This window comes from Massilia sp. Soil_C_3 (genome assembly GCF_057657035.1).
Genome location: NZ_JBDGJG010000009.1, coordinates 1 through 17667, shown reverse-complemented (window position 1 = coordinate 17667; position 17667 = coordinate 1). Strand labels below are relative to the sequence as shown.

Annotated in this window: 20 protein-coding genes; 14 read left to right on the top strand and 6 right to left on the bottom strand. The window is 66.0% G+C overall.

Annotation, left to right across the window (positions count from 1 at the left end; translation table 11 throughout):
• The first annotated feature begins 5 nt into the window (after positions 1–5).
• Together AC3A6F_RS18935 and AC3A6F_RS18930 are read left to right on the top strand one after the other, a co-directional pair.
• Complete coding sequence (locus AC3A6F_RS18935) at positions 6–1127, top strand: ROK family transcriptional regulator (protein WP_487683456.1); 1122 nt, start codon at positions 6–8, stop codon at positions 1125–1127.
• Between the two features lie 49 nt (positions 1128–1176).
• Positions 1177–2550 (top strand): MFS transporter, encoded by a 1374-nt coding sequence (locus AC3A6F_RS18930; protein ID WP_487683453.1) that lies wholly within the window; start codon positions 1177–1179, stop codon positions 2548–2550.
• On the opposite strand, the gene AC3A6F_RS18925 is transcribed toward AC3A6F_RS18930, so the two are convergent.
• Positions 2507–3031: a GNAT family N-acetyltransferase gene (locus AC3A6F_RS18925; protein ID WP_487683450.1), complete on the bottom strand. Its 525-nt coding sequence runs from the start codon at positions 3029–3031 to the stop codon at positions 2507–2509. The two genes, AC3A6F_RS18930 and AC3A6F_RS18925, sit on opposite strands and share 44 nt — an antisense overlap.
• 146 nt (positions 3032–3177) lie before the next feature.
• Between AC3A6F_RS18925 and AC3A6F_RS18920 the strand changes: the two genes are divergently transcribed.
• Positions 3178–3522 (top strand): DUF6152 family protein, encoded by a 345-nt coding sequence (locus AC3A6F_RS18920; RefSeq protein ID WP_487683447.1) that lies wholly within the window; start codon positions 3178–3180, stop codon positions 3520–3522.
• Here AC3A6F_RS18920 and AC3A6F_RS18915 read toward each other — a convergent pair.
• Positions 3506–3634, bottom strand: coding sequence for a hypothetical protein (locus AC3A6F_RS18915; RefSeq protein ID WP_487683445.1), 129 nt, complete (start codon positions 3632–3634; stop codon positions 3506–3508). The two genes, AC3A6F_RS18920 and AC3A6F_RS18915, sit on opposite strands and share 17 nt — an antisense overlap.
• 34 nt (positions 3635–3668) lie before the next feature.
• Here AC3A6F_RS18915 and AC3A6F_RS18910 point away from each other — a divergent pair, with 34 nt between their 5' ends.
• Together AC3A6F_RS18910 and AC3A6F_RS18905 are read left to right on the top strand one after the other, a co-directional pair.
• A complete protein-coding gene (locus AC3A6F_RS18910; protein WP_487683442.1) occupies positions 3669–4010 on the top strand; it encodes a DUF6644 family protein in 342 nt (113 codons plus the stop codon).
• A 67-nt stretch (positions 4011–4077) separates the two neighbouring features.
• Positions 4078–4863 (top strand): glutaminyl-peptide cyclotransferase, encoded by a 786-nt coding sequence (locus AC3A6F_RS18905; protein ID WP_487683439.1) that lies wholly within the window; start codon positions 4078–4080, stop codon positions 4861–4863.
• On the opposite strand, the gene AC3A6F_RS18900 is transcribed toward AC3A6F_RS18905, so the two are convergent.
• From AC3A6F_RS18900 to AC3A6F_RS18890, 3 genes are all read right to left on the bottom strand, one after another.
• Positions 4864–5889 carry a zinc-dependent alcohol dehydrogenase family protein gene (locus tag AC3A6F_RS18900; RefSeq protein WP_487683436.1) on the bottom strand — a complete coding sequence of 342 codons (1026 nt, stop codon included), beginning with the start codon at positions 5887–5889 and terminating at the stop codon, positions 4864–4866.
• 279 nt (positions 5890–6168) lie between these two features.
• Complete coding sequence (locus AC3A6F_RS18895) at positions 6169–6633, bottom strand: DUF2269 family protein (RefSeq protein ID WP_487683433.1); 465 nt, start codon at positions 6631–6633, stop codon at positions 6169–6171.
• Positions 6633–7925: an SDR family oxidoreductase gene (locus tag AC3A6F_RS18890; protein ID WP_487683430.1), complete on the bottom strand. Its 1293-nt coding sequence runs from the start codon at positions 7923–7925 to the stop codon at positions 6633–6635. The genes AC3A6F_RS18895 and AC3A6F_RS18890 overlap by 1 nt, the downstream gene beginning before the upstream one ends.
• A 36-nt stretch (positions 7926–7961) precedes the next feature.
• On the opposite strand from AC3A6F_RS18890, the gene AC3A6F_RS18885 reads away from it, so the two are divergent.
• A complete protein-coding gene (locus tag AC3A6F_RS18885; RefSeq protein ID WP_487683428.1) occupies positions 7962–8435 on the top strand; it encodes a hypothetical protein in 474 nt (157 codons plus the stop codon).
• A gap of 48 nt (positions 8436–8483) precedes the next feature.
• Here AC3A6F_RS18885 and AC3A6F_RS18880 read toward each other — a convergent pair whose 3' ends face one another.
• The gene (locus AC3A6F_RS18880; protein WP_487683426.1) at positions 8484–9425 is read right to left on the bottom strand and encodes a DUF808 domain-containing protein; all 942 of its coding nucleotides are present in this window, start codon (positions 9423–9425) and stop codon (positions 8484–8486) included.
• 218 nt (positions 9426–9643) lie between these two features.
• Here AC3A6F_RS18880 and AC3A6F_RS18875 point away from each other — a divergent pair, with 218 nt between their 5' ends.
• From AC3A6F_RS18875 to AC3A6F_RS18840, 8 genes are all read left to right on the top strand, one after another.
• A complete protein-coding gene (locus tag AC3A6F_RS18875; RefSeq protein WP_487683424.1) occupies positions 9644–9865 on the top strand; it encodes a BrnA antitoxin family protein in 222 nt (73 codons plus the stop codon).
• A gap of 89 nt (positions 9866–9954) precedes the next feature.
• Positions 9955–10242: an HU family DNA-binding protein gene (locus AC3A6F_RS18870; RefSeq protein WP_005664253.1), complete on the top strand. Its 288-nt coding sequence runs from the start codon at positions 9955–9957 to the stop codon at positions 10240–10242.
• Between the two features lie 128 nt (positions 10243–10370).
• Positions 10371–11009 (top strand): LysE family transporter, encoded by a 639-nt coding sequence (locus AC3A6F_RS18865; protein ID WP_147933631.1) that lies wholly within the window; start codon positions 10371–10373, stop codon positions 11007–11009.
• Positions 11010–11144: 135 nt separating this feature from the next.
• The gene (locus tag AC3A6F_RS18860) at positions 11145–13082 is read left to right on the top strand and encodes a DUF6600 domain-containing protein (RefSeq protein WP_487683421.1); all 1938 of its coding nucleotides are present in this window, start codon (positions 11145–11147) and stop codon (positions 13080–13082) included.
• Positions 13083–13130: 48 nt separating this feature from the next.
• The gene (locus tag AC3A6F_RS18855; protein WP_123068407.1) at positions 13131–13397 is read left to right on the top strand and encodes a DUF493 family protein; all 267 of its coding nucleotides are present in this window, start codon (positions 13131–13133) and stop codon (positions 13395–13397) included.
• Between the two features lie 121 nt (positions 13398–13518).
• Positions 13519–14226: a lipoyl(octanoyl) transferase LipB gene (gene lipB / locus AC3A6F_RS18850; RefSeq protein WP_487683418.1), complete on the top strand. Its 708-nt coding sequence runs from the start codon at positions 13519–13521 to the stop codon at positions 14224–14226.
• 24 nt (positions 14227–14250) lie between these two features.
• A complete protein-coding gene (lipA, locus tag AC3A6F_RS18845; protein WP_487683416.1) occupies positions 14251–15243 on the top strand; it encodes a lipoyl synthase in 993 nt (330 codons plus the stop codon).
• A gap of 225 nt (positions 15244–15468) precedes the next feature.
• Complete coding sequence (locus tag AC3A6F_RS18840) at positions 15469–17475, top strand: helicase-related protein (protein ID WP_487683414.1); 2007 nt, start codon at positions 15469–15471, stop codon at positions 17473–17475.
• The last annotated feature ends 192 nt before the right edge of the window (positions 17476–17667 follow it).

Here is a 17667-nt window from a genome sequence, read left to right as displayed (position 1 = left end):
GGACGATGAAAGCTGCGCGCCTGCATTTGCCCTCGGAAGAGAAACGCCTGCTCTGGCACCTGCGCATGAAAGGCCCGATGCCGCGCACGGAACTGGCGCTGTCCCTGCAGGTCAGCAACTCCGCACTGACCAAGCTGTCGCACAACCTGATCAGCCTGGGCCTGGTGGAAGAACGGGAAGCGCTTGAAGCGCCCACGCGCGGCCGACCGACCATCCCGCTCGGCATCTCGCCCCAGGGTGGTTTCGCCGCGGGCGCGACGGTGCACAAGGGCGTGCTGGAGATCGCCCTGGTGGACTTCTCGGGCGAGATCATCGCGCTCGTCAGCGAACAGATCGGCACGCCGAACCCGGCCGAATTTTCCGCCATCGTGCAACGACACCTGGACGTACTCGGCGTGCGCCATCGCCTGCTGGGCCAGCGCTTCTTCGGCATCGGCGTAGGCCTGCCCGGTTCGCCGCGCTCACGCACGGGCGACTCGTGGCATACGGTCAAGGAGCTGCCCGGTTGGAACGACGTGCCGCTGGGGCAGATGCTGGGCGAGGCGCTCGGCACGGTGGTCTTGCTGGAGAACGACGCCAACGCAGCTGCCATGGCCGAGTACTACCTGAGCAGCGCCGGGCGCAAGGCGGCTACCGTGGTCGTGATCCTGCTCGGCTACGGCATCGGCGCCGGTGTGATCGAGGATGGGCGACTGGTCAAGGGCGGTTTCGGCGGCGCAGGTGAAATCGGGATGCTCTATCCAGGCCACCTGCCGCGTCCGAGCACGCTGGACCTGCTGGCGGTGCTGCGCGAAGCCGGCTGCGGCATCGAGTCGGTTGCCCGTTTCGACGAGATCACGGCAGGTTTCGAGGCGGTCGTCGAGGGCTGGCTCGACCGCGCCGCCAGTCAGCTGGAAGTGCTGGTCAACAGTGCGATCGCCTGGTTCGATCCCGAAGACATCGTGTTTTCGAGTCCTTTGCCGGCCTCGGTGGTGGCGCGCCTGGCCGAGCGCCTGAATGCCATGCCGCTATGCTGGCCCGCCGAGCGGCCGGGGCAGATCCGCATCTCGGCGCTGGGCGGCAGCGCCATCGCACTGGGCGCCGCGCTGCTGCCGATCCATGCGGCGACGACGCTGGTAGCGGGTTAGCGCCGTGCGCTGACATCAGGCTGTCATCTGAGCCGGCTATCCTCGCAGGATGCCAGACCTTCGCGCATGCGCCGCCCAGCTGAACCGCGACCGCCACGTCGTCGGCTACGCATCGGGTAATTTCGGCAAGGCGATTTTCCTCGGCAGCATCGATGTCACGCTGCTGTTCCTGCTGACCGACATCATCGGCATGCCCGCGGCAGAGGTCAGCCTGCTCATGCTGATCGTCTTCCTGGGCGACCTGGCGTTCGATATCGGCGCCGGCATGCTGGCATCGCACGCCGACCGGCATGGCATCGGCTACCCGCGCCTGATCGCCCTGTGCGTCCTGCCCTGCGCCTGTGCATTCGGCGCGCTGTACGCCTTGCCGTTCTTGCAGGCGCAAGGCTTCCTCCTCATCGCCACGCTGTTGCTGCTGCTGCGCGGCAGCTACGCCCTGATCGACGTGCCGCACAACGCCCTGCTGGCGCGGGTGACCGTGGACAGCCACGCGCGCGGCCGGGCTTCCGGTTATCGCACCCTGTTCAGCGCCGCCGCCAGCGTGGTGGTGGCCACCGTGATCGCGCCGTCGATGAATGCCGCGGCGGGACCGGCGGCCCCGGTGCGCATGGCATGGCTGGGCCTGTGGGCGGGCATACTGTTTTGCGCGACGCTGCTGCTGGCGGCATGGTCGTCGCGCGCCGCCGGCCAGCCGCGCGGTGCGCTTGCGCGGCAGGCCGTGGCCAGCGGATGGTGGCCGAGGCACGACCGCCTGTTCGGCGCGATCGCAGTGGTGGCGGTGGTGACCGGCTTCGCGATCCCGATGTTCGGCAAGACCCTGCTCTACCTGTGCACCTATGTGCTGCACGATGCCGGCTTCGCCAGCCGGGTGCTCCTGACGCTGGCCCTGAGCGGCATCGCCGGCGCCACCCTGTGGATTTCGCTGGTGCCGCGCCACGACAAGACCACGCTGCTGGCGCTGAGCCATGGCGTGGCCGCCACCGGCATCGTCCTGTTCGCATGCGCCGGCGAACACCAGGCGCTGCTGCTGGCATGCGCGGCACTGGCCGGCGTCGGTGTGGCCGGTGTAGCGATGCTGCCCTGGGGGATCCTGGCGGACATCGTCGACTTTTCGGAGTTCCGTTACCGCGAGCGCAGCGAGACGGCGGCGTTCGCCGCCATTCTGGTCCTGCTCAAGGCTGGCGGCATGGCCGCGCTGGCGACGATCGGCTGGACGCTCGGGCAACTGGGCTACGTGCCGGGCGCCGTCCAGGCGCCGGCTGTCGTGCTGGGACTCAAGGCACTGGCGTTCGGCGTGCCCGTGCTGGGTTCATGCATCGCGATCCTGGTGTTGCTGCGGCTGGACATCGGCCACGCGATGCATGCGCGGGTACGCCGCGTCAACGGCCTGCGCCGCCTGGCGCGCCAAGGCCAGGCGATGTAGTCGGCCCGGCACGGCTCAGCAGCTTTTCCATGAACACCGACTTGAGGTCGACCCCGCAACGGTGCCGATACAATTCTTCGCGCAGCGACAGGAAGCCGGCGCGTTCGTAGAACGGCACGGCATTGAGCGAGGCCGACAGGAACATGCGGGGCAGGCCCCGCTGGCACGCCATCGATTCCAGCTGCTGCAGCAGTTGCAGGGCGATGCCGCGGCCCTGGTGGCTCGGCTCGACAAAGGCGGCATTGAGTTCGCCGGTATCCAGGTTCAGCACGGCGTAGCCCACGATACGCCCGTCTTGCTCTGCCACGACGGCCCCACCGGCCTGGACCAGCAGCGGCAGCGAGGCGGGCGCCGGGGCGGCGCACCACAGGTCGATCACCGCGGCCGGGTAATGGGCGGCGCAACCGGCGCGCACCGCTCGGGTGCGCAATTCCCATAATGTCGACAGGTCGGCCTGGGTAGCCGGGCGGCGCGATGGCATGGGCGTCTCCTTGATCAATGGCAATAAATGCATACTACACCCGGCAGTCCGGGTCGCTTCTGGCGAACAGCCGTGCGCGCGTCTTTCCTTGTTCAAGGATATGCTTGCCATATGCATCATGGATTTCTTCACCCCGGAGGAGAACAATGAAACGCACACTCTTGGCCACCGTATTATCCGTTGTGGCCGCCACCGCTTCCGCCCATCACGGCTGGAGCGAATACGATGCCAAGCAGCCCAAGCGATTGACGGGCACGATCGAGCAATCCGCTTACCAGCAGCCCCACGGCTATGTGCGCCTCAAAACGCCGGACAAGACCTGGGTTGTAGTGCTGGCCCCGCCGGGCCGCATGGAAGCCCGCGGGCTGGCCAAGGACATGCTGGCGGTCGGCGGCGAAGTCACCGTTTATGGTTATCCCAACCGCAGCAAGCCGAACGAGCTGCGCGCCGAGCGCATCACCGTCGGCGACAAGGTCACGGAGCTGCGCTGAGCGGCGCGTCGGGTGTTGTCCACGATGCGGCCGCCTGGGCCGCCTCGACGCCGCTGGCCCAGGCCCTGCGCGACGACGCCTGGCTGTATCCGATCGTCGAGATCGTCCACATCGTCGGCTTCACCGTGCTGGTGGGGGCGGCGGCGATGTTCGATCTGCGCCTGCTCGGCTTCGGCCGCAGCCTGCCGGTGCAGGCGCTGGCGCGCCACCTGCTTCCCTGGTCCTGGTTCGGCCTGCTGCTGATCGTGCCGAGTGGTTCGCTGATGTTCTCGACCCAGCCCGAGCTGCTGGACAACGAGGTCTTCTTGCTCAAGCTGGCGTTGGTCGTCGCGGCCGGCGTGAATGCTCTCATCTTCCACGCCGGTCCCTGGCGCGGGGCGGCCCGCTGGGCGGATGCCGTGCCGGCCTGGGCCAGGCTGCATGCGGCGCTGTCACTGCTGCTCTGGATCGCCGTGATCGCCTGCGGGCGCTTGCTGGCCTATGTCTGATGCGCATTCGACCGCGAACCGGCGGCTATCGTGCTACAGTCTGTTGCCGCTTTTTCAGCCAATCACGATGCTCAAACAGTTCTCCACCTTCGCTGTCGCCTGCTCCATCGCCTGCGTGAGCGCCGGCGCCGCCCAGGCCGCGCTGCCGGTCTATGGCTTTGTCGTCAAGAATACCTACCCCCACGATCCCCAGGCCTTTACCCAAGGCCTGTTCTACCGCGACGGCCACCTGTACGAAAGCACCGGCCAGTATGGCCGTTCGACGATCCGCAAGGTAGAGCTCAAGACCGGCAAGGTGGTGCAGAAGGCCGACTTGCCGAAGGAGGTGTTTGGCGAAGGATCGACCGCGGTGGGCAACCACCTGATCGGCCTGACCTGGACCTCGCAGGTCGGCTATGTGTTCGACCTCAAGACCTTCAAGCTCAAGCAGAGTTTCAAGTACGAGGGAGAAGGCTGGGGCCTGGCCAGCGATGCCAAGCAGCTGTACATGAGCGACGGCAGTTCCTTCATCCGCATCCTCGATCCGAAGACGATGAAGGAGCTGCGCCGGGTGCAGGTGATGGCCGAGGGCCGCCCGGTAGACCGCCTGAACGAGCTGGAATTGGTCGATGGCGAGCTGTATTCGAACATCTGGGGCAGCGAACTGATCGCCCGCATCGACCCTGACAGCGGCAAGGTGCTGGGGGTGATCGACCTGACCGGCCTGCTGCCGCCAGACCAGCGCGGCACCAGGGAAGTCGACGCCGTCCTCAACGGCATCGCCTGGGACAGCAAGGGCAAGCGCCTGTTCGTCACCGGCAAGCTGTGGCCCAAGCTGTTCGAGATCGAGCTGGTGCCCAAGCTCAGGAAATAACTATGGTCGGTCGGTGACGTCGATCACCACCTTGCCGAAGTGCGCGCCGGACGCCATGTGGCGATATGCCTCCCGCGCCTGGCCGAACGGGAACACGCGGTCGATCACCGGCTTGACGCCGCCCACGTCCACGAAGCGCATCACGTCTTCCAGCATGGCGCGGCTGCCGACATAGATGCCCACCAGGCGCTTGGCGCTGGCCAGCAGCGAGGCCGGATTGACTTCGCCGCCGAAGCCGCTGACGCCGCCGATGACGGCGACCGTCCCGCCCATCGCGGCGCTCGACACCGATTTGTTCACCGTCCCCTTGCCCCCTACTTCCAGCACCACCTGGGCGCCGGCGCCATGGGTGAGGTGCAGCACTTCGTCGTGCCACTCGGGAATCGCCTGGTAATTGATCGTGTGATGGGCGCCAAGCGCGCGCGCCCGCGCCAGCTTGTCGTCGCTGGACGACGTGACGATGGTGCGCAGGCCCGCCGCGCGCGCCAGTTGCAGGCCCAGGATCGAGACGCCGCCGGTGCCCAGCAGCAGCACGGTATCGCCCGGCTTGACGTGGTTGCTGGAGACGAAGATCGCGTTCCAGGCGGTGACCGCGGCGCACGGCATGGTGGACGCCTCGATGAAGGACAGGCTGGCCGGGACGATGGCCAGCGCGTCCTCGTGCAGGATGACTTCTTCGGCCAGCATGCCGTCGATATCGCCGCCCAGGCCGTGACGCACCTTGTCAGGCGTCGGTCCGCCTTCCAGCCAGTGCGGGAAGAAGGAACCGGCCACGCGGTCGCCCACCTGCACCCGCGTCACGCCGGGACCGACCGCCAGCACTTCGCCGGCGCCGTCCGAGCACGGGATGATGGGATCCTCGACCGAGACCAGGTAGTTGCCGCTGGCGACCATCAGGTCGCGGTAGTTGAGCGAGACGGCATGCACGCGGATGCGTACCTCGCCCAGTCCGAGGTCGCGCTCAGGGTAGTCGATGCACTGGAGGCCGTCGATGTTTGCGCCGTGAAGAATCTGGTAAGCCTGCATGCGTAAATCCCCTTCTGGTTGAACGGTACGCGGGCCATTGTACGCGGCTGTCCGAGGCCGGGACGCTCGCTAGTCGTGTTTGCCGGGCGCACGCTTTGATGATAAATTTAGATTCTTGGTTGCAACTCGCAGAGGTAGAAAATGGAAGAACAAGCAGCTTGGAAATTGCTTAAAACTGTACTCGTGGTATCCGGGCTAATCGCTTTCGGCATGGGCGCCTGGGGAGGATGGGCGATGGCGCAAAAGATATTTTTATAAGGAAAATGCAGACGGCTCCCGCTACATCGGCTTGGCCACCATCAGCCAGAAAATCACGATGAACGCCGCAAACGCCGGCACACCCAGCGTCACCCAGATCCTGAAGTAACGCCAGTACAGCGCCGGCAAGGGCGTATCGCGCCGCGCCGCCTCCGCCGCCATATCGCGCATGCGGATCTGCAGCCACACCACCGGCAGCCAGCAGGCGCCGGCGATCGCGTACAGGACGATCGACCACATGAGCCACTTGCTGTGCAGCGGATAGCCGGCCAGATAAACCATATAGAAACCGGTTAGCGGCTGCAGGATGGCGGTGGTGGCCGTGAACAGCCAGTCGGCGATGACGACGTATTTCGCCACCACCGCGATCGCGCGCACGTCGCGGCTGACGGTCGCGAACAGCATGTACCAGGCCGACCCGATCCCGGTGCCGAACAGCAGCGTCGACGAGACGATGTGCAGCCATTTCAGCACCACGTAATCCATTATTCTTCCTCGAGTTGGTACAGCAGCCAGATCGCGGCCAGCATCGGCAGGTTCTTGGTCAGCGGCCCGTAGGGGTGAAGCAAGAATTCGGGCAGCTTGACCGCGATCACGATCGTATAAAACCCGATCAGGCCCAGTTGCGCCAGCCACAGCCAGCGCCGCCGCGCCAGGAACAGGATGCCCAGCCCCAGCAGCAGGTCGAAAGTGGCGGCGCCATACAGCATCCATGGCTGCAGGTCGGGAGAGATGCCGGTGCGCGCCAGCAGCGCGTAGCTGGCCTCGACCGGATACAGGCCGAACGACACGATCGCGGTCAGGATCCATACCGCCGCGATGCTGTAGCGGAGCATCGGCAGCAGCCAGCCGAGCTTGGCGCGCGCACGTTCGCCGTCCGGGTCGCCGATGAATTCATCCGGCGCGCGGGGCAGATGGCCGAGCAGCACCGCCGTCTGTATGACGTCGGCCGTGTTGTCGCGGTCCAGCATGCTCAGCGCATCGCGGCTGATCAGCGAACCTGGCAGGATGGCGGCCGCCAGCCGCGCCACCGGTCCTGGCAGGGGCAGCACGCGCTGGCGCCCCATGCCCATGGTTGATCTCAGCAGGCCGAGATAGTTGGTGAACGGCATCGCCTGCGGCCCCACCAGCGGCACCCGCATCGAGGTTCCGGCGCCCGGCGTCATCGGCAGGCGGTGCTTGAGCAGGCCGACGATGGCCAGTACCAGGTCATCGACGTGGATCGGTTGCACCAGTTGTGGCTTGCTGCCGAAGCGCAGGGTGAGCGGCATGCTGGCCAGGCTGCGGAAGGTGCGCGCGCTGGCGCCGTCGCGGCCGTAGACGAGCGATGGCTGGACGATGTAGGAGCGCAGCGGCAAGCTGGCCAGGTAGTCGTCGGCGTCGCGCTTGAACAGGTGGTAGGGCGACGCCGCATCGCGGTCAGCGCCGAGTGCCGACAGCTGGATCACCATCTGTACGTCGTGCGATTCGGCGCAGGCGGCGAACAGCGCGCGCGGCGTGTCGCGGTGCAGGCGGGCGAAATCCTGGCGTCCGCTTTCGCGGAAAATGCCCACTGTGTTGATCACGGCGTCGACGTGCGACAGGCGCGCCAGCCAGGCCGCTTTATCGGTATCTTTAGAAAAATCGGCGTGGATATAGCTCAGGCGTGGGTCATCGCTTTTCGGCAGCTTCGCTTCGGGTGCTCTCAGCGCACACACGACGTGGTGCCCTTCGGTGAGCAAGGCCTGTAGCAGATGTTGCCCAATGAAACCGCTTGCGCCCGTCAGCAAAATCCGCATCCGTGCTTCCCTTCACATCAAGTAAAAGAGGATTGTATGGAAAATACGGCATTACAGCGCGCACTCATTTCTGGCGCGACCTCGAGCGTGCTCTCGACGGTGGCAATGGCCCTCGTCGGCAAGATCCAGTCCGGCAGCTCCTTTGCACCAACCAATGCCGTCAGTCACTATGTCCATGGTCAGAAAGCAGGCTATCGCGACCGTTTCTCGCTGCGCTACACGGTGCCCGGCTACCTGATCCACCATGCCAGCGCGACTTTCTGGTCCTTCGTGTTCGAACGCGCGCTGGGAGGCGTAATGGACGGGAAGAATCCAATGGCCATCGCCGCGTCCTCGGCGGCAACGTCGGCATTCGCCGCGTTTACCGACTACAAGCTGACCCCAAGGGCCTTGCAGCCGGGGTATGAAAAGCGCATGTCGCGCAACGCGCTGGGCGTGGTGTATGTGGGGTTTGCGATTGGCCTGGCGATCGGGGCGATCCTGACGCGCAAGGATCAGCCGCCACGGTAGTGGCGGCGACGAGCGTGGGGTCAGCGAGGCCGACCCCACGCATGAGGCTTAGTGTGCTGCCAGTTTCTTGCCGCGCAGTCGCTGCACCAGCATCACGGCCGCCAGCACGATGGCGCCCACCAGCACGCCGACCAGGGCGTCGACCAGGATCGGCGCCAGGAAAGCCAGCACCGGACCCACTGCCGGGATGTCGGTGAGCGAGGCGGCAATGCCTTGCGAGAAGTGGTGCACGGCTTCGATCGCGTGCGCGATGATGCCGCCGCCGACCATGAACATGGCGGCGGTGCCGACCACCGACAGCACCTTCATCAGGCGCGGCGCGGTCGCCAGCAAGCCCTTGCCCAGGCTGCGCGCGGCGCCGCTCTGGCTCTGGCTCAGGTACAGGCCGGCGTCGTCCATCTTGACGATGGCCGCCACCAGGCCGTAGACGCCGATCGTCATCGCCACCGCGATGGTGACCAGCACCGCCGCCTGCTGGCCGAGCGCCACGCCGGCCACGGTGCCCAGCGAAATGACGATGATCTCGGCCGACAGGATGAAGTCGGTGCGCACCGCGCCCTTGATCTTTTCCTTCTCCATTTGGACGATGTCGACCTGGGGATTGGCGATCGCCGCCTTGTGCTGGGCCTTGGCCTGCTCTTCTTCCTGCGCGCCGTGCAGGTATTTATGGGCCAGTTTCTCGAAGCCCTCATAGCACAGGAAGGCGCCGCCGATCATCAGGAGCGGCGTGATCAGCCAGGGTACGAAGACCGAGATCGCCAGTGCGGCCGGCACCAGGATCGCCTTGTTGACCATCGATCCCTTGGCCACCGCCCACACCACCGGCAGTTCTCGATCGGCCTTCACGCCGGTGACCTGCTGCGCATTGAGCGCCAGGTCGTCGCCCAGCACACCCGCGGTCTTCTTGGCCGCGATCTTGCTCATCGCGGCCACGTCGTCGAGGATGGTGGCAATATCGTCCAACAAGGTAAGTAAGCTTGCTCCAGCCATGACAGTGCTCCTTCACATATAGTTGACACGATATTAACCGAGCCGCAAATCGGCGGCTACACGGTTCGCGCCACCGTTCGGCGCGGCTTTTTGCGTTTCATGCCTGGAAATCTGCATCTCGTCGCTTTTGGCGGGTAACCGGCGGTCTGCATACGTATAGTGCAACGCTGAAGGTTGCGGCACTGCAGCCTCGTCCCCCCAACGAAGGAGATCATCCAATGAATACCGAGTCGATCCAGCCTGCCGCTTCTACTTCCGCTCCGGTTCGCCGCGCCCGCCCGCCGAAGCGCAAGACCCGCATCACGATCTACCTCGACGACGAGGTGCTGAAGGAATTCCGCAACCTGTCCGAGCGTTGCGGCACCGGTTACCAGACCCTGATCAACGCCGCGTTGCGCAACCGTTTGAACGGTCCGGTCATCGAATCTGGCGTCGCATAAGGCTTCCTTTCAAATTTCCCTCGGGGCGCGGCATTACATATAGCAATATTTATGCTAATCTTCCCGCTCTTTTAACCCCGGAGGGATTTATGAAAAAAGGCGAACTGATCGCAGAATTCGCGAAGCGCACCGAGATGTCGGGCGCTGCCGCTGGCGACGCCGTGAACACCATCATCGAGATCATCACCGAGCGCCTGAAAAAAGGCGACACGGTGGGCATCACCGGCTTCGGCACCTTCTCGGTGACCAAGCGCGCCGCACGCAAGGGCCGCAACCCTGCCACCGGCGAAGTGATCAAGATCGCGGCATCGAAGAGCCCGCGTTTCTCGGCTGGCGCGACCCTGAAGGCAGCGGTCAACCCGACCAAGAAGAAGTAATCAGTACCCGGCCTCGCGTCGCGGCCCGTTCGCGGGTCGCACGCGCTGGCTGAATTTGCCGTTTGTCTGTCGTCTCCGCCGTAGTTCCCCGCTCCTCCTCCGCAGTACCTTTTCATTTTTTCGCCGCCATGAGCTTCGCCACCTGGATCGCCTTCGTCATCGCCGGTTCGCTGATCGCCATTTCGCCCGGTTCCGGCGCGGTCCTGTCGATGTCGCATGGCCTGGCCTACGGCCTCAAGAAGGCCAGCGCAACCGTCCTCGGCCTGCAACTGGGCCTGGTCCTGGTGCTGGTCATCGCCGGCGCCGGCGTCGGTTCGCTGCTGCTGGCATCCTCGGTCGCCTTCACGGCGGTCAAGGTGATCGGCGCGCTGTACCTGATCTACCTTGGCGTGAGCCAGTGGCGCGCCGCCCCGGCGCCGGGACCGACGGCGTCGACCGCCGGCCTGGAAGCGCATCCGTCCTTCGGCAAGCGCGTGCTGACCGGTTTTCTCACCAATACCACGAACCCGAAGGGCATCATCTTCATGGTCGCCGTGCTGCCGCAGTTCATTTCCAAGGATGCGCCGCTGCTCACCCAGCTGGCAATCCTGGGCGTGACCATGGTGGCGATCGACTCGATCGTGATGCACGGCTACGCAGCCCTGGCCGCCTCGATGCAGCGCTTCATGCGCGATCCGCGTCATATGCGCCTGCAGAACCGCGTGTTCGGCGCAGTGCTGGTCCTGATTGGCTCGATGCTATTCTTCGTCAAGCGCCAGCCGGCCTGAATGCGCCATGAGGCCGGCTACTATTTCTGTTACGCCGGCAGATGCAACTTTGTGTAACCCGCGTTGTCCATGCGGGAGCTCGAGCGTTGTAATGAGGCTGAGCCACCCCGTCCGCGTTCCATCCTGGAGCATGTCATGACCCACCGCCGCTTTCATACCGCCGCCCTGCTCGCTCTGGCCGCGTTTTCCACCTGCGCGTCCGCGCAGACCGTGATCCAGACCGACCCGCCGGGCCAGGTCGAGGCGGCTGGCAATGGTGTCATCGAGACCGAGCCGCCGGGCCGGGTGGGCCGCGTTTCGCTGGTCCAGGGCAAGGTCGAAATTGGAGGCGACGTCGGCACCGAGAGCAGCGCCGCCGTGGTCAACTGGCCGGTCACCACCCGCAACCTCATCACGACCTCGCCCGGCGCCCGTACCGAGATCCGCATCGGTTCCACCTCGATCCGCCTGGACGGCGACAGCTCGCTCGAGCTCACCGAACTGGACGACGACAGCCTGCGCCTGCGCCTGCACTTCGGCAGCGCCAGCATCCGCGTCATGAACAGCGAGGTGGCGCCCGAGTTCGAACTGCGCACGGCGCAGGCGACCGTGCGCCTGACCCAGCCGGGCCGCCTGCGCGTGGATGCCGACCGCGTGCCCGATACCAGCGTGGTGAGCGTGCTCGATGGCGAGGCGCAGGTCGACGGCGCCGGCGCCAGCCTGACCGTGCGCGCCGGCCGCAGCGCCGAGGTACGCGACGAGGACGTGCGCACCCTGCAGGCGCGGCGCGACGAATTCGACGACTGGGCCCTCACGCGCGACCAGACCCTGGTGGCCGAGCAGTCCTCGCGCTACATCGGCACCGAAATGACCGGCTACGAGGAACTCGACCGCCATGGCAGCTGGAGCACCCATTCAGACTACGGCAGCCTGTGGACGCCGACCGTGGTGGCATCCGACTGGACGCCCTACCGCGACGGCCAGTGGAGCTATATCGCTCCCTGGGGCTGGACCTGGGTCGACAACGCACCATGGGGCTATGCGCCCTTCCACTACGGCCGCTGGGTGCAGGTGCACAACCGCTGGGCCTGGGCCCCGGGCCGCCTCGAGCGGCGGCCGGTATGGTCGCCGGCGCTGGTCGGCTGGGTCGGCGGCGGCAACTGGAGCGTCGGCTTCGCCTCGCACAACCTGCACGCGCATGGCTGGTATCCGCTCAGCCCCTACGACCGCTACGTGCCCGGCTACCGCCTGTCCAACGAGCGCCTGCGGCGCCTGAACGACTGGCGCCACGCCACCCGCCGCGCGGCCCAGCAACGGCCGGGACACCACGGCCTGACCGTGGTGCCGCGCGAGCACTTCGGCGGCCGTGGGCCGGTGGTCGTGCCGCGCGCGCCGCGTCCCGACCGCCCGAACTTCGCGCTGCCGCGCGGACAGGGCAGCGCCCCGCCGCCGCCGCTGGTGGCGCGCGCCGACTGGAACCGCGGGAACGACGCGCGGCGCGACCTGATCGAGCGGCGCGAGGTGCGCCAGCGCCTGGAGACCGAAAGGGTGACGCGCGACGGCTTCGTGCAGGATCGCGGCCGTCCCGAGCCGGACCCGATGGCGCGCCAGCGCGAGAGCAACGAGCGCCTGTCGCGCGAGCGCCTGCAGCAGCAGGAGCGCGTCGTGCGCCAGCAGGAAGAACGCGACCGCATGCAGCGCGACCTGGACAACCGCATGCAGGCCGACCGCATGAGCTTCGGGCGCCACGCCGAACGCGAACGCGAGCAGCGCGACCGCATGCGCGAGCGGGCCGAACGCAGCCAGCAATTGCAGCAGCAGCAGCAGCAGCGGCCGCCGGCCATGACGACCAATCCGGCGCCGGCGTTTTCTCGTCCCGAGTCGCGTCCCGAGCCACGCCCGATGCCGCGGCCCGACGTGCGTCCGCCGCCGCAGATGGTGGCCGCCCCGCCGCCGCGTCCCGCTCCGCCGCCGCAGATGGTCGCCCCGCCCGCGCCGCGTCCGCAACCTTCCACGCCCGCGTTCACCCCGCGCGGCAACGCCGAACAGCGCGGCCATACCGATGCGCGCGGCCAGCGCGTGCAGGAACGCTGAGGAAAACGCCGGCATTGGCTACAATGCGCATTTACACAGGATTAAGTCATGGACCCGAAAGAATCCCTCATCGAATACCCGAGCGAATTCCCGATCAAGGTGATGGGCGCGACCCACATCGATTTCGCTCCCACCATTCTCGCGCTGGTGACCCAGCTCGATCCGACTTTCCACGAAGGCAAGCTGGAAACCCGTCCTTCGGCCAAGGGCAACTACACCGGCCTGACCGTCACCATCACCGCCACCAGCCGCGAGATGCTGGACGAGGTGTACCGCACCCTGTCGACCCACCCGATGGTCAAGATGGTCCTGTAAGGGCGCATTGCCATATCGATAAGCGGCGGGCCGGGCTGCCTGTTCAGCAGGCACGCCCCATCGTGCTGGCTTATAATGACGGGGCTGTCCATACTATGGTTTGATGCCTCGCCCCGATTCCATGTCTTCGACCCACCCCGCCGCGCCGCTCGTCCGTGAACTCGGCCGTGCCGACTACGAACCCACCTTCGCCGCCATGCGCGCCTTCACCGACGCGCGCATGCCCGAGACCCGCGACGAATTGTGGATCGTCGAGCACCCGCCCGTGTTCACGCTGGGCCTGGGCGCCGATCCGGGCCACGTGTTGGCGCCGCAGGGCGTGCCGGTGGTCCAGACCGACCGCGGCGGCGAAGTCACCTACCACGGCCCGGGCCAGGTCGTGATCTACCTGTTGATGGACTTGCGCCGCAACAAGCCAGGCGGCAAGCTGTACGCGCGCCAGTTTGTGGAAAAAATCGAACAGGCAGTGATCGATGTATTAGGGGCGTATAATCTGGCCGGTGAGCGCATCGCCGGCGCGCCCGGCATCTATATCGCCGAAGGCCCGCGCAAGGGCGCCAAGATCGCCGCGCTCGGCCTCAAGGTGCGCGGCAACGGCTGCACCTATCACGGCGTATCGCTGAACGTGGGCATGGACCTGGCCCCGTTCACCTGGATCAACCCGTGCGGCTATTCGGGACTGGCTACGGTCGACATGCGCACCATGGGCGTCGAGGCGCCGCTGGCGGATGTCCAGCAGGCGCTGGCCCAGGCCCTGACCCTGCATCTCGGACAGCAGGTCAGCCCGCAGATCGAACCCAGCCAAGTCCGAACCGAACAAACCAACTGACGCCCTTCTGGGGCAACGAGCCAAATGACTTCCGAAATCGACACCGGCATCGCCTCCGCATCCGCCTACAACGCCAGCGAAAAGCAGAAAGGCGCCAGCAAGACGTCGCGCATCCCGATCAAGATCGTGCCGATCGCGGACGTCGAGCGCCTGAAAAAGCCGGACTGGATCCGCGTCAAGGCCGCCACCGCCTCGTCGCGCTTCTACGAGATCAAGGACATCTTGCGCGCCAACAACCTGGTGACGGTGTGCGAGGAAGCGTCCTGCCCGAACATCGGCGAATGCTTCGGCAAGGGCACCGCGACCTTCATGATCATGGGCGACAAGTGCACCCGCCGCTGCCCGTTCTGCGACGTCGGCCACGGCCGCCCGGATCCGCTGGATGTGAATGAGCCGGGCAACCTGGCCAAGACCATCGCCGACCTGCGCCTGTCCTACGTCGTGATCACCTCAGTCGACCGCGACGACCTGCGCGATGGCGGCGCCGGCCATTTCGTCGAGTGCATCCAGAAGACCCGCGCGTCCTCGCCGAACACCAAGATCGAAGTGCTGGTGCCGGACTTCCGCGGCCGCCTCGAAAAAGCATTGAACATCTTCGCCGACGGCTTGCCTGACGTGATGAACCACAACCTGGAAACCGTGCCGCGCCTGTACAAGGAAGCGCGTCCGGGCGCCGACTACACGCACTCGCTGGTGCTGCTGCGCGACTTCAAGAAGATGTACCCGAACGCGGTTACCAAGTCGGGCCTGATGGTCGGCCTGGGCGAGACCGACGAAGAGATCCTGCAAGTGATGCGCGATATGCGCGAGCACGACATCGACATGCTCACCATCGGCCAGTACCTGGCGCCGACCAACTCGCACCTGCCGGTGCGCCGCTACGTGCACCCGGACGTCTTCAAGATGTTCGAAGAGAAGGCGTACGAGATGGGCTTCGTGCACGCGGCCGTGGGCGCGATGGTGCGTTCGTCGTATCACGCCGACCAGCAGGCGCATAACGCGGGCGTGGCTGCTTAAGCACCTCGTCGCAGCAGTAAAGTTTCAGTACGCACGTCGTCCCCGCGCAGGCGGAGACCCAAGTCTCGAGCAAACCACCTGGACAGATGTCAGTGGCTGCTCGAAGCACTTGGGTCCCCGCCTTCGCGGGGACGACGTTTTTGCGCTAACGGTCGATGGCATCCGAACGATGTCTCCGGCGCCAGCGCGATATAGTAAGGCCAACCAGATATCCAGCTTCCAGCCATGAGCGATCACCCAGTTATACCTCCCGCTGACAACCCTGAACCCGACGACGCCTTTCTCGAGCGCGAACTCGGCCTGGCCGCGCGCGGCATCGAACTGGTCAAGATGGAAGGCCGCGTCTTCCTGCGCTTTTCGGGCGAGGTGAGGTACGAAGGTTTGCGCGTGCCCTACCGCCTGGTGCCGGGACGCGGCGTACTGGCCAAGCCGAGCAAGTGGCGCAAGATGGATTTGCTGGCGCGGCGCGAGCTGATCGAAGAACGCACGGACCAAGCGGACCTGCAGCGCCTGCACGCCGAGACCGAGGAATTCGTGCGCGACATCGCTGAGGACGCTGACGAATTCGGCTGGGATCCGATGACCTTCCTCGACGTGCTCGATGAACTGGAAACCTCCGAGCCGGCCGAGTACGTGTTCCAGCGCATCTCGCAGCGCCTGACCCACGCCGCCGAGCGTGAGTCCGAGGAACGCCATGCTGCGCGCACCAAGGAAAGCATCAACCTGGCCGAGTATCCGCGCTCGTTCGAGGTGGCCAGCCGCATGCAGCGCAAGTTCATCGCGCTGCTGGGGCCCACCAACTCGGGCAAGACCCATCGCGCGATGGAAGCGCTGGCCAAGGCCGGCAGCGGCGTCTATCTCGCGCCGCTGCGCCTCTTGGCGCTGGAAAACTACGAGCGCCTGCAGGCCGCGCGTCCGCATGGAGAGCCGGTCAAGGTCAGCCTGATCACGGGCGAGGAGCGGCGCCTGGTGGAGGGCTCGACCCACGTCGCCAGCACGGTCGAGATGCTCGACACGAAGACGCCGGTGGAAGTGGCCGTGATCGACGAGATCCAGATGCTGGCCGACCGCGACCGCGGCGCGGCCTGGACCACCGCCGTGTGCGGCGCGCCGGCGAACGTCGTGTACCTGGTCGGCGCGGTGGAAGCACGGCGCGCGATCGAGGCGCTGGCCGAGCGCCTGGAGGTGCCGCTCGAAGTCCACGTGCTCAAGCGCATGGGGCCGCTGTCGATGGAGCCGACCAGCGTGCGCAAGCTCTCGAACCTGCGCCGGGGCGACGCTGTGATCTGCTTCTCGCGGCGCGAGGTCCTGATGTGGCGCGACATGATCACCGAGAAGGGCCTGTCGGTGGCGACCGTGTACGGCAACCTGTCGCCCGAGGTGCGCCGGGCCCAGGCCGAGCGCTTCCGCGAAGGGCAGGCCGATATCGTGGTGGGCACCGACGCGCTGGCGATGGGCCTGAACATGCCGATCGCGCGCATCGTGATGACCACCGCGGTCAAGTACAACGGCGTCGAGGAAGAAGAGATTTCGGCGGCGCTGGCCAGGCAGATCGCGGGCCGGGCAGGGCGCTATGGCGTGCATGAGGAGGGCTTTGTCGCCGGCTACGACGACGACACCCACCAGGTGATGCGCGCGCTCATGAAGGAAAAGATCCCGCCGGTGGCCGCCACTGGCTTTGCGGTCGCGCCTTCGCTCGAGCAGCTGCACCGCATCGCGGCGGTGACCGGCGAGACCTCGCTGGTCAAGCTCCTGAAACGCTTCGTGCACAATATCGACGTGCCGGACGGCTTCTTCTATCCGCGCATCACCGAGGAACAGAACGAGCGCGCCGAATGGCTGGACACGCTGCCGCTGTCGGTGGCGGAAAAGTTCATGCTGTCGCTGGTGCCGATCTCGAGCCGCGTGCCGGTGCTGCAAAGCGCCTGGGAACACTGGGCGCTGTCGCTGGCCAAGAAGAAGGTAGTCAAGCTGCAGCCGAATCCGAATCCGCAGCACCTGTTCTACATGAACCTGCAGGAAGTCGAGGATACCTGCCGCGTGTATTCGGCCTATGCCTGGCTGGGCTACCGCGAGCCGGAGTATTTCCCGAGCATCGAGCTGGCCCAGGAGCTGGCGCGCGAGGCGGCGGAGCGGGTCGATGCGGTGCTGCAGCAGCAGAATTCGGCGGCACGCAAACGGCAGGGTGGAAAGCAGGGTGGTGGGAAGCGTCAGGAGGGGCGTAGGCGTTGATGGCGGCGCTCAGAACTTAGGTTCCCGCCTGCGCGGGAACGACGTGCCGGGGCAGTGTGTGAACAGTAGCTGTGTATGCTTTTCAGCCAGCCTCAAGACCGTCGTTCCCGCGCAGTGAACTGCTACACGAAAGTCGGACACTAGTTCTAAGCGCTGCCTGTGTGCTTGACCCTGTACTGCACCGGGGTCAAG

Bases quoted from the DNA above. Each gene is read 5' to 3' on its own strand.
- AC3A6F_RS18860 (WP_487683421.1), top strand. From the start codon at position 11,145: ATGACCCACCGCCGCTTTCATACCGCCGCCCTGCTCGCTCTGGCCGCG.
- AC3A6F_RS18895 (WP_487683433.1), bottom strand. From the start codon at position 6,633: ATGGATTACGTGGTGCTGAAATGGCTGCACATCGTCTCGTCGACGCTG.
- AC3A6F_RS18855 (WP_123068407.1), top strand. From the start codon at position 13,131: ATGGACCCGAAAGAATCCCTCATCGAATACCCGAGCGAATTCCCGATC.
- AC3A6F_RS18875 (WP_487683424.1), top strand. From the start codon at position 9,644: ATGAATACCGAGTCGATCCAGCCTGCCGCTTCTACTTCCGCTCCGGTT.
- AC3A6F_RS18905 (WP_487683439.1), top strand. From the start codon at position 4,078: ATGCTCAAACAGTTCTCCACCTTCGCTGTCGCCTGCTCCATCGCCTGC.
- AC3A6F_RS18880 (WP_487683426.1), bottom strand. From the start codon at position 9,425: ATGGCTGGAGCAAGCTTACTTACCTTGTTGGACGATATTGCCACCATC.
- AC3A6F_RS18865 (WP_147933631.1), top strand. From the start codon at position 10,371: ATGAGCTTCGCCACCTGGATCGCCTTCGTCATCGCCGGTTCGCTGATC.
- lipA (WP_487683416.1), top strand. From the start codon at position 14,251: ATGACTTCCGAAATCGACACCGGCATCGCCTCCGCATCCGCCTACAAC.
- AC3A6F_RS18935 (WP_487683456.1), top strand. From the start codon at position 6: ATGAAAGCTGCGCGCCTGCATTTGCCCTCGGAAGAGAAACGCCTGCTC.
- AC3A6F_RS18840 (WP_487683414.1), top strand. From the start codon at position 15,469: ATGAGCGATCACCCAGTTATACCTCCCGCTGACAACCCTGAACCCGAC.
- AC3A6F_RS18890 (WP_487683430.1), bottom strand. From the start codon at position 7,925: ATGCGGATTTTGCTGACGGGCGCAAGCGGTTTCATTGGGCAACATCTG.
- AC3A6F_RS18925 (WP_487683450.1), bottom strand. From the start codon at position 3,031: ATGCCATCGCGCCGCCCGGCTACCCAGGCCGACCTGTCGACATTATGG.
- AC3A6F_RS18920 (WP_487683447.1), top strand. From the start codon at position 3,178: ATGAAACGCACACTCTTGGCCACCGTATTATCCGTTGTGGCCGCCACC.
- AC3A6F_RS18930 (WP_487683453.1), top strand. From the start codon at position 1,177: ATGCCAGACCTTCGCGCATGCGCCGCCCAGCTGAACCGCGACCGCCAC.
- AC3A6F_RS18900 (WP_487683436.1), bottom strand. From the start codon at position 5,889: ATGCAGGCTTACCAGATTCTTCACGGCGCAAACATCGACGGCCTCCAG.
- AC3A6F_RS18870 (WP_005664253.1), top strand. From the start codon at position 9,955: ATGAAAAAAGGCGAACTGATCGCAGAATTCGCGAAGCGCACCGAGATG.
- AC3A6F_RS18915 (WP_487683445.1), bottom strand. From the start codon at position 3,634: ATGTGGACGATCTCGACGATCGGATACAGCCAGGCGTCGTCGCGCAGG.
- AC3A6F_RS18910 (WP_487683442.1), top strand. From the start codon at position 3,669: ATGTTCGATCTGCGCCTGCTCGGCTTCGGCCGCAGCCTGCCGGTGCAG.
- AC3A6F_RS18885 (WP_487683428.1), top strand. From the start codon at position 7,962: ATGGAAAATACGGCATTACAGCGCGCACTCATTTCTGGCGCGACCTCG.
- lipB (WP_487683418.1), top strand. From the start codon at position 13,519: ATGTCTTCGACCCACCCCGCCGCGCCGCTCGTCCGTGAACTCGGCCGT.